Origin of the sequence: endosymbiont of Lamellibrachia barhami (genome assembly GCF_011947365.2) — a bacterium.
GTDB lineage: Bacteria > Pseudomonadota > Gammaproteobacteria > Chromatiales > Chromatiaceae > QGON01.
In genome coordinates, this window is record NZ_JAAVSH020000001.1 from 3,545,344 (window position 1) to 3,555,991 (window position 10,648).

General features: G+C 57.3%; 8 protein-coding genes. 5 read left to right on the forward strand and 3 right to left on the reverse strand.

From position 1 onward, the window contains the following. Positions 1-126: 126 nt before the first annotated feature. The 4 genes from G9Q73_RS16260 to G9Q73_RS16275 all read left to right on the forward strand — a co-directional run bounded on the left by G9Q73_RS16260 (position 127) and on the right by G9Q73_RS16275 (position 3,026). Entirely contained in the window at positions 127-1,626 is a 1,500-nt protein-coding gene (locus G9Q73_RS16260) for a leucyl aminopeptidase (RefSeq protein WP_177420706.1), read from the forward strand. 19 nt (positions 1,627-1,645) lie between these two features. Further along, positions 1,646-2,074, forward strand: a complete 429-nt coding sequence (locus tag G9Q73_RS16265; RefSeq protein ID WP_177420707.1) for a DNA polymerase III subunit chi — start codon at positions 1,646-1,648, stop codon at positions 2,072-2,074. After that, positions 2,075-2,446: a hypothetical protein gene (locus G9Q73_RS16270; RefSeq protein WP_177420708.1), complete on the forward strand. Its 372-nt coding sequence runs from the start codon at positions 2,075-2,077 to the stop codon at positions 2,444-2,446. Positions 2,447-2,528: 82 nt separating this feature from the next. Beyond that, on the forward strand, positions 2,529-3,026 hold the full coding sequence (locus G9Q73_RS16275) for a cupin domain-containing protein (protein WP_177420709.1): 498 nt from the start codon (positions 2,529-2,531) through the stop codon (positions 3,024-3,026). Here G9Q73_RS16275 and G9Q73_RS16280 read toward each other — a convergent pair. The 3 genes from G9Q73_RS16280 to G9Q73_RS16290 all read right to left on the reverse strand — a co-directional run bounded on the left by G9Q73_RS16280 (position 3,007) and on the right by G9Q73_RS16290 (position 8,668). Then, positions 3,007-3,882 carry a polysaccharide deacetylase family protein gene (locus G9Q73_RS16280; RefSeq protein ID WP_369408913.1) on the reverse strand — a complete coding sequence of 292 codons (876 nt, stop codon included), beginning with the start codon at positions 3,880-3,882 and terminating at the stop codon, positions 3,007-3,009. The genes G9Q73_RS16275 and G9Q73_RS16280 overlap by 20 nt on opposite strands. 482 nt (positions 3,883-4,364) lie before the next feature. Further along, positions 4,365-7,490, reverse strand: a complete 3,126-nt coding sequence (locus G9Q73_RS16285; RefSeq protein ID WP_177420710.1) for an efflux RND transporter permease subunit — start codon at positions 7,488-7,490, stop codon at positions 4,365-4,367. Beyond that, positions 7,487-8,668, reverse strand: coding sequence for an efflux RND transporter periplasmic adaptor subunit (locus tag G9Q73_RS16290; RefSeq protein WP_177420711.1), 1,182 nt, complete (start codon positions 8,666-8,668; stop codon positions 7,487-7,489). The genes G9Q73_RS16285 and G9Q73_RS16290 overlap by 4 nt, the downstream gene beginning before the upstream one ends. A 53-nt stretch (positions 8,669-8,721) precedes the next feature. Between G9Q73_RS16290 and G9Q73_RS16295 the strand changes: the two genes are divergently transcribed. Further along, positions 8,722-10,648, forward strand: a 1,927-nt coding sequence (locus G9Q73_RS16295) for an LPS-assembly protein LptD (protein WP_177420712.1), incomplete at its 3' end; no start/stop codon positions are given.

Genomic DNA, 10,648 nt, shown 5'->3' on the forward strand with positions numbered 1-10,648 from the left:
TCAGTTACGTATTGTCGTTGTTTAGGTAGACCATTGGCTGTCTATAATGATTTCGAACCCTATCCTATCAAGAATTGCGGCCTGGATAGGCATCATCACCACCAAAATATCGAGGGTCAACGATACATGGAATTCAGCATCAAGTCTGGGGATCCCACCAAACAACGTACCGCCTGCCTGGTGCTTGGCGTCTACTCCCACCGTCGGCTTTCACCCATTGCGCAACAAGTGGACAGGGCCGGCAAGGGCTACCTCACCAAGATTCTGAAGCGTGGCGATATGAATGGTGAGTCTGGTGAACAGGTAATGCTGTATGACGTACCTGGTGCGCTTGCAGAACGAGTGCTGCTGGTGGGCCTGGGAAAAAACCGGGAATTTACCCTCAAACAGTATCGCAAAGCCATCACCTCGGTGGTGAAAAGTCTAGAAAAGAGTCACGCAATTGAAGCAGTCAGTTGCCTGAACGATCTGGAACTTCAGGACGGCAACCTCTATCAGACAGTACGAGACACCGTCATCTCCGCAGAGGATGCGTTATACCGCGCAGACGAGCTGAAAAGTGAGCGCAAAACACCCAAACGTCCACTGAAGCGTCTGACCCTTTTTCTCGGTGACCGCCGCCGGTTGAAAACTGCGCAAAAGGCAGTGAGCCATGGTCAGGGCATCGCCAACGGCATGAACCTGGCCAAGGATCTCTCCAATCTGCCAGGCAATATCTGCACCCCGACCTACCTCGCTGAACAGGCCCGCAAACTCAGCAGAAAATCCCGCCGCATCAAGGTCCAGGTGTTGGATGAGAAGCAGATGGAGAAACTGAAAATGGGCGCCCTGCTCTCCGTCTCCCGCGGCAGTCGCCAACCCGCCAAGCTGATCATCATGGAGTACAAAGGCGGCAAGCCAGACGCCAAACCCGTTGTGCTGGTGGGCAAGGGATTGACCTTCGACGCTGGAGGCATCTCCCTCAAACCCTCGGCGGGGATGGACGAGATGAAATACGACATGTGCGGCGGCGCCAGTGTCATCGGCACCCTGCAGGCCTGCGCCGAAATGGAGTTGCCGCTGAATGTCATCGGGGTGGTGCCCTCATCCGAGAATCTGCCCGACGGTGATGCCAACAAACCCGGCGACATTGTTACCAGCATGTCCGGCCAGACCATTGAGATTTTAAACACCGACGCGGAAGGCCGCCTGATCCTCTGCGACGCCCTCACCTACAGCGAACGTTTCGAGCCGGCGGCCGTCATCGATATCGCCACCCTTACCGGCGCCTGCATCGTCGCCCTGGGAAAACACGCTTCTGGTCTGATGGCCAATAATGACGCGCTCGCCGATGAGGTACTCAACGCCGGCAGCCACAGCGGCGACCGGGCCTGGCGTCTGCCGCTTTGGGAGGATTATCAGTCGCAACTCGACAGCAACTTTGCCGATATGGGAAATATCGGTGGCAAGGGTGCGGGGACCATTACCGCCGCCTGTTTCCTCTCCCGTTATACGAAAAAGTTCAAGTGGGTTCATCTGGATATTGCCGGCACCGCCTGGCTTTCGGGCAGTGCCAAAGGCGCAACCGGTCGCCCGGTACCGCTGCTGACCCAGTTCCTGCTGAAACGCAGTGGACAGAGTGATTGATTAATTAATTTCCAACACAATGACCCAAGTCGATTTCTACATCCTCCAAGAGCAGGCCAGGGCCAACCGCTACATGCTCGCCTGCCGACTGGTGGAGAAGATCTATCATCAGGGGAGAAGGATCTTTATCCACACGGTTTCCAATGAGGAGGCCAGGCATATGGATCGCCTGCTCTGGACCTTCCGTCAAGGCAGTTTCGTGCCCCATGCGCAGCAACAGGATGCAAATAGTGCCGTCACCCCTGTTATTATCGGCTGCGGTGAAGATGCTGCGGAAGAGAGCGATGTACTGATCAATCTCACCACAGATGTGCCAAACTTTTTCAGTCGCTTTGAAAGGGTGGCCGAAGTGATAGACAAAGAGCCTGAACTCAAAACTGCCGGTCGCGAGCGATTCCGCTTCTATCGCGATCGGGGCTACCCACTCAAAACCCATGAGATCAGCTAGATGAACCCGACCGATCCTGAAAATATCGATCTGAATGAGCTGGATATCCCCCTGCTTGATGATGTCGTCCAAGCCGAGACACTCATCTCTGCAACGAGTGAGCCGTCAGCGGAGAGTATAGAGGCGCAGGCGAATTTCCAGCCTCTACCCGATCACGACGCCATCATCGGCATTGTTCGGGAGGGTTTGCAGGATCAGATCAATCACGAACTCTCCTCCATCGTTCAGCAGGCTGTAGAGCAGGCGGTCACCCATGCCACCAGCCATTTGAAACAGGTTATCGAGGACGAGGTGACCAGTTCTCTGGAGCGACGCATAAAGCAGCTCATCAAGCGGGCGCTTGATGAAAAATTCGGAGACCTTTCGCAATAGAGAAACATGCATTTTTCAGAGCGTAGATTGCAAACAAAAGACAGTGGTTTCCCCACGACCTCTTTTCATTGGGAGTGATCCCATGAAAAAAAATCAGATCATCACACATCTCTCCCTGGAACCCCATGTCGAGGGTGGTTTTTTTCACCGAACCTATCAGTCCGAACATCAGACGATCCTTACTGAAACCGGGAAACCACGTCCACTGCTCACCTCGATCTATTACCTGCTGAGCGATGACAACCCCATCGGCTATCTGCATAAAAACCGTTCCGACATCATCCACTACTTCCATTCCGGTTCGCCACTGACATACCACATCATCCACCCGGAAGGAAAAGTTGAACGAGTCGTAATGGGCAAAGATCTGGGGGCAGGACAAAAACTGCAGCTCATCGTCAAAGGTGGTTGTTGGAAAGCTACGGAACTCACCGCAGGCGAATATGGACTGGTCAGCGAGGCAGTCTGCCCCGGATTTGACTATGCAGACATGGCGCTGGCTGACAGGGAGACAATCCAGATCCTGTTCCCGGATCTCCCAGACGAACTGGAGCGTTTGATCAAACCCGCTGCGGGCTGACCTGTTTTTCAACAACAATACTCTGCATGGCGAGATGACCTGAACGCCCTTCGAGTTCACCCCAACCGATTTGATGTTTCGGCAAGGTGGCAAGATCCAGGGAATCATAGGTATCCCCCACTGCCTGGACAGTGCCTTCGAAGCCTTTCCACATCACCAGCAATTTCTCCATGGTCGACAGCAACTGCATCCCTTCCAGCTCGGCATGTAGCGTGTAGACGTGGCCATTGGGCAGGATATACTGACTCTCCGCATAGATGTATTCGTGCACATTCTCTTCGGTGATACCGTCGCGACCGATTAGCTCATCAAGGGTGGGAAGCGTGGTGGGGATCTGCGGACATCTGGATTCGATGCCCTGTAGCACAGGATAGAAGGCACTCTTGCCACGGACATCACTGGCGTACTTGAGACCGGCCTCCTCCTCCCATTTCAAGGTATGGGCATTGAGCTGCCAACCTGCGGCACCGTGGGTAGTCGCAGCATGGCCGAAAACTTCCTGGAAGGTCTCTGCCGCCAGATCCAGCTCTCGACGGGTCCATTGCTCATCCTTGTGGGCAACATAATCCTGCCAGCGCACATGATCGTAACAGTGGATGCCAACCTCGTGACCCGCCTCGGCCACCGAACGCATCACATCACCCGCTTTACGGCCGATATGTGGTCCGGGTAGCAGCACGCCGTACATCAGGGTTTTGAGGCCGTAGTTGCTGGCCACTGAGGTACGCCGCACTTTTTGCAGGAATCCGGGACGGAAGATGCGCCGCAGGGCGCGGCCGGTGTGGTCCGGTCCCAGACTGAAGAGAAAGGTGGCGCGGACTTGATACTCATCGAACAGACGCAACAACGCCGGCACCCCTTCCAGGGTGCCGCGATAGTGCCCACATCAACCTTGGAGTGCGATCATGATGCCATTTGATTGCTTTGTTTTGCCTGATCCGCTGTGCTTGATCAACAGGGCTTACAGATCCAGGCTCCTGGAGTTATTAAACCGTAGGCCGTTCGCTTGCGGAACCGGCATTTACCCGCCGTTGTGCTCACATTTACCTGATCCGCTGCGCTTGATCAGGCCTACAGGATCCAGGTTGCCAAAGCCCAGTTCAACGTCAAGCGCGCTGATGTCTGACGCCCAACCCGCCAGAGCGGCTTCATTCGACGACTTTGCCTTCACCAGCGTAATATAGTTCCCACGGCAAAAACAAGGGATATACCGTTACAACTGAGATGCAGGCTCCGGTTCTCTGGCAAAAGCATGAGTAAAACACCAAGTCAGCCGCCTTGAATAAACGGGGAGCACGGGACCTCATCACTTGTCGGGGGATTTTGGCGGGAGGTGATTTATTTGCGGCGAGAATCAGTGTGAACCAACTTGGAGAACCCACTACGCATGTCATCCGCTATCAGATAGAAGCAAGGTAGCGCCAACAGGATCAGAACGGTGGCAAAGAGCAGTCCGAACCCAAGACTGACCGCCATCGGGGAGAGAAAGGCGGTCTGCCCGGTTGCGAAGAAGATCAACGGCGAGATACCTAAAAAGGTAGTGATACTGGTGAGTAGAATCGGACGTATTCGCACACGTCCGGCTTCCACCATTGCGTCCTTCCGCTCCATGCCTTCCCGACGCATGCGTTTGGTAAAGTCGACCAGGATAAGGGAATCATTGACTACGATGCCGGTCAGTGCCAGAAAGCCGATCAGGGAGAGGAACTGCAGATGGTAGCCGAACAGTAGATGTCCCACGACGACACCAATCAAACCAAAGGGGATGGCGAACATCACCACCAGTGGATCCAGCAGTGATTTGAACAGGGCGGCAAGGATGACGAAGATGATCGCCAAGGCAATTACGGTTGCCCGTTTCATACCGGCAATCGACTCTTCAGTCTTCTTTTTCTCACCGAGAAACAGAAGCTCATAACCCTGAGGTAGATCATCAAACGCCTGTTTTACTTTCTCGATCACATCATTCGGTGTGGTGATATCTGAATCGACCTCCGCTGTGATGGTGGCAAGCCGCTGCAGATCCCGCCGATTGATGCTGTTGTAACCCCGCGCCTCCTGCACATCGGCGACATCCCCAAGATAGACCGTTCGGCCATCCTCCAGGGTGATCGGCAGGCGTTCCAATGCACCGGCATCGTGACGCAGTTGGTCAGGAAAGATCAGCCGCACCGGAATACGTTTGTCCTGCCAGCTGACATGCACCACTTCAAGACCCAGGAAGCCTGTGCGCACCACGTCCGACAGTTGCATCTGGGTCAGACCGAGCTGACGCCCCCGCTCGTTGAGTTCATAGCGATACTCCAGCTTGCCGGGATCCATATCCTGACGCACGTCCGACGTCCCCGGCAGGCGCTGCACGAATTCACGTACCCGTTCCGCCTGTCGACGCAGTTGGTCTACAGAATCACCAATAACGCCGATCTCGATATCCGCCCCGGCCGGTCCTCCCTGCGGTCGCAGGATCGACAATCGCTGGATGCCGGGGATAGGTGCCAACTGTTCCCGCAGCGACTCGATCACCCTATCTGAACTGCGGTCACGACTCCCCTCCCAGGCAAATTTGAGGCTCACAGCAGGTGAGATCCAACGCTCTATAAATCCCTGGGGCCGCTGTTTCTTGAGATCGACGATCAATTGAATATAGCGGCTGCCGAAACGCACCCGATGAAAATCGATGAACATCACCCCGACATTTGTCAGCAGGGTGTCGAGTTCCTCCTCTTCCAGGGAGCCGATAATCTCCTGCTCGACTTTTTTCGCCAGGCGGGCACTCTCATCGATACTGTAGGTACTGGGCGTCTCGATATTGATAAAGAACTGCCCCACATCGACATGTCCGAAGAGCAGGAAGGGGACGCGGGTGGCGGCAAAAGTCATGGTAATGACCAGTACGCCGACAGAGAGCATCGCCACCGGATAGCGGTTATCAAGACTCCAGCGCAGAAGACGGGTGTAGTTCCGGTTCAGCGCCGTCCAGTCAATACGCCCCTGGCGTCGCTGCCGCGGCACCGTCAGCATCTCCTTGGCGTGGGAGGGCAGTACGCCGAATGCCTCCAGTAGCGAACCGGAAAGGGAAGCGCTCACCACCACCGGGATCACCGCGATAAACGCCCCCATGGTGCCGCCAATGGCGAACATCGGCATAAAGGCGGCAATGGTGGTGGCGGTCGAGGCCACTACCGGCCAGAAGACTTCTTTGGTGCCGATCAGCGCAGCACCTGCCGGGTCCTCCCCCATCTCCAGGTGACGGTAGATATTCTCATTGACGATGATCGCATCATCCACAATCAGACCCAGGGCGATGAGAAAGGCAAACAGCGAGACCATGTTGATGCTGTAATCCAGCATATAGAGGATGATCACCGCCACCAGGAAGGAGACCGGGATACCCAGCGCGGTGATGAAGGCGACACGGAAGTTGAGCATCAGATAGAGTGCCAGCAACACCAGCGCCAATCCCACCATACCGGAGGATTTCACCGTCTCCAGACGGGTCTTCACGTAGACCGAGAGGTCACTGAAGAGTCCCAGCTCAACCCCTGCCGGCAGGGTAAGCTGACGCTCATCCACATAGGCCCGCACCTGTTTTGCGACAGTGATAGTCGATGCCTGACTGGTCTTATTAATGGTGAGATTGACCGAAGGCTTGCCGTTGAACCGCCCCAGGGTCTGCGCCTCCTCCAGCCGCAACTGCACCTCCGCCAGATCACCTAGCCGCAGGCGACCACCCGCAGCATTACTGCGCAGCACGATCTCCGCCATTTGTACCGGATCAGGGGGGACGCCCATACCCCGCAGACGGATATCGCCCCCTGTCGACTTCAGAGTGCCGCCGGGCAGATCCCGGAGATTTTCCCGCAACGCCCGGCCCACCTCCTTCAGCGAGACCCCACGCGCCGCCAGCACCTGGGGATCGACCACCACCCAGATCTCCCACTCCCGGACACCGGCTACCCCCACCGACGCCACCCCCGGCAGCTTGATCAGCTCATCCTTCAGATCCTCGGCAATCCTGTAGAGACGTCCCCTTGCGATATCGCCGTAAAGACTCACCGAGATGACCGGAAAGCGGGTCTCCAGACGGGAGAGTTCCGGCTCTTCCGCCTCATCCGGCAGGTCATCCACCTGATCCAGAGCCGTGTCCACCTTGCGCAGAAAGTCATCCACGTCAGCGCCACTCTTGAGTTCGATGAGGATACTCGACGACCCTTCATTGCTGGTGGAGCTGATGACATCGATATCCGCCAGCCCATCCAGTTCCTGTTCGATAGGCAGGGTGATCTGCCGTTCAATCTCTTCCGGCGACGCCCCCTCAAAAGTGGTGCGAATATTTACCTTGTCCTGCTCCACCGTGGGAAACATCTCCTGGGGCATGGCATACCAGGAGAGCACTCCGGCCAGCAGAATGATCGCCAGCAGCAGGTTGACGATCAGTGGGTTGCGGATGGAGAACTCGATCACCGACCGGACTCCACTGCCTCGGCCGTTACCTTGATCCCGTCACTCAGCACCTCCACATCCCGTGCCACCAGCGGCTCCCCCTCAGCCAGACCGGAAAGAATCACCTGCAGACCGTTGTAGCGAATGCCCGGCATCACCGCACGCCGCTGCAGCCGCCCAGCGTCAACCACGAAGACGTAGGCCAGCCCCTCTTCGCGCAGCAGGGCCGCCGGCGGTATGACCAGTGCGCCGCTTCGGGGTTCCAGAGGCAGCAACACCTCTCCCAGCATGCCTGGCAGCAGACCATCTGCGGGGAGACGGATCTGTAATGGGTGAGTATGGGTCTTGGCTTCAGGATCCGGCTGCAGTGCCGTCAGTTCACCCTCCAGCTCGGCGCCATCAATCTTTATGATCAACTTCTGACCAATCATCAGGGCCGCCGCAACGTCGCCACTCACCTCGACATAGAGTTCGAGAAATTCACCCTGAATCAACTCCACCACACGGACACTGGTCTGCAGATAGTCACCCACCTCCGCCTCGACCCGGTTGATCAGGCCATCGAAAGGCGCAAACAACCGGGTGCGCTGCAGATTACGTTGCGCCCGTTTCAGGGCCGCATCCTCCCGCACCAGCCGGGCCTGGCTGCTCTCGATGCTGAAGGCCAGCCGCGCCTCGTCACTCGACAGCTTGAGCAGTTGCTGGCGAGCGCTGTCTCGGGTGGAGGCGGAGGAGAGAGAACCCTCCCCCAGTTTCACCAGGCGCCGATACTCCTGCTCCGCCAGTTTGCGGTTCTCCTTGGCCAATCCCAGCAGGGAGCGGTCACGCCGGACAGCCGCGCGGGTCTCGGTGAGTCGGGCTTCGTTTTCGGTTACCGCATCCCGGTAGTCCGCATCGTCGAGTCGCAGCAGCAACTGACCGTGTTCAACCTTCTGCCCCGGCTCGACCAGCCGTTCCACCAAGTCTCCTTTCACCTCGAATTTCAGAGAGGCCACCCGCCAGGGACGCAGCAGGCCGGTCTGCCGCACCAGGGGGTTGATATCCCGGGCCACCGCCTGCACCACCTCCACCCGGGTAACCTGAGGTTTTTTCATAACTACTTCCGGCTGAGGACGGGTACGCCACAGCGCCATCACCACAAAAACAGTCAGCAGCAGGATCAAAAAGGTCAGCAGTGTACGGCGCAGAGAAGATGCCACAATGGTTTCCAGCAATCAGAGGAATTGAAGATTAGACGATTCTATGCGATTTTATGCCGCGCGACAGCTCAGTCACCAACCACAAGGCCGCACAACCCCAAAACAACATGAATCGACTGAGTCTCCGACACCCTCACATCTGGCTGGTTCCCCTCCTGCTGATTGCCGCCCCGACCCTCGCTGCCGACAATGACGGCGGGATTCTGCGTATCGACCGGGGACTGAACTGGGAGTACTGCGATCCTGCCTCCGTCCACGAACGCCCTGTCTTGCCACTGGAAGCAGGCCAACCCAGTAGCACCCAAGTCGAAGCGGATGCCGCAGTGTTGGATCAGCGCAACAACCGCACCCATTTTTTTGGCGGCGTGCAGGTCAGACAGGACGACCACTATCTTGAGGCAGATCACGCCTATTACCAGCGAGACACCCGACAGATCGACCTCGACGGCAACATCTATATCGAGAAACCGGGACTCAGGGTCAGCGGCAAAGCGGGACAGGTGACGCTGGAGGAGAACCAGGGCTGGCTCACGGAGACGGAGTTCCGCCTGCCGGAACGTAATGCCAGAGGCAGCGCCAGCCGGGTGGATATAGAGTCGAAGACACTCTCCCATTACGATAATGTCTCCTACACCACCTGCCGTCCTGGCGCCAACGACTGGAATATCGAGGCCGAGACGCTCGATATCAATATGGACGAGGGCTGGGGCGTGGCGCGCAATGCCAAGCTGCGATTCGGCGGCGTCCCGGTCTTCTATACCCCCTACTTCAGCTTCCCGGTGGACGACCGGCGCAAATCGGGCTTCCTGCTGCCTGCCATAGGTTCATCCAGTCGTGGCGGTGGTGAGTTCTCCATCCCCTACTACCTGAACCTCGCACCGGATTACGACGCGACCATCACCCCCCGCCTGATGAGCAAACGGGGGCTGATGCTTGGGGGCGAGTTCCGCTTTCTCAGGGAAAACCAGAAAGGCAACTTCACCGGTGAGATCCTGCCCAACGATGGAGACGCCGACAACGACCGCCCCTCCACCCGTGGCGCGTTCAATATGCGCCACGACAGCTGGCTGACCCCAGGAGTGACCACCACCATCGACGCAGGTTATGTGAGCGACAAAGAGTATCTGACCGACTTCGGCAAGGGACTCGCCATCACCAGCAGCCGGCATATCGAACAGCGGGGCGATATTAACTACACCAACGGCGATTGGTCGCTGTTGGGCCGCCTGCAGAATTTCCAGACCGTAGACAAGGATATCGCCCGCATCGACTATCCCTACAGCCGGCTGCCGCAACTGCTCGCCAGTTATGAGCACAGCCTGGACGAAACGGGGCTCGATCTGTCACTGGAGGCCGAATATGTCTATTTCGACCACGTCGAGCAGGTACGGGGACACCGGGTCGCCATCTCGCCCTATCTGAGTCTGCCACTGCGGCGCTCCTGGGGCCATCTGACGCCCAGAGTCGGTCTCAACTACACCAATTATCAGCTCAGTAATACGGACGCGGGGGATAATTCCGCCCCAAGCCGGATGGTTCCCACCCTGAGCCTGGACAGCGGCCTGATCCTCGAACGGGACAGCAACTGGTTCGGCAGTGCCGCCACCCACACGCTGGAGCCACGTCTCCACTACCTCTACGCCCCTTACGAGGATCAGAGCGATACACCAAATTTCGATTCATCCGAGCTCGACTTCACCTTCTCCAGCCTGTTCCGGGACAACCGATTCAGTGGCCGTGACCGCATCGGCGATGCCAATCAGATCACATTGGCGCTCACCTCACGTTTGCTGGAGAGCGACAGCGGCCGGGAACGATTTCGCGCCAGTCTCGGTCAGATACTCTATTTCGAAGATCGCAAGGTGCAACTCAATGGCACGGACGTTACCGCCACCACGACCTCATCGGTGGTGGCGGAACTCTCCTCCCGGCTGAACAGCAACTGGAGCAGTTCCGCCACCCTGCGTTGGGATCCGCATC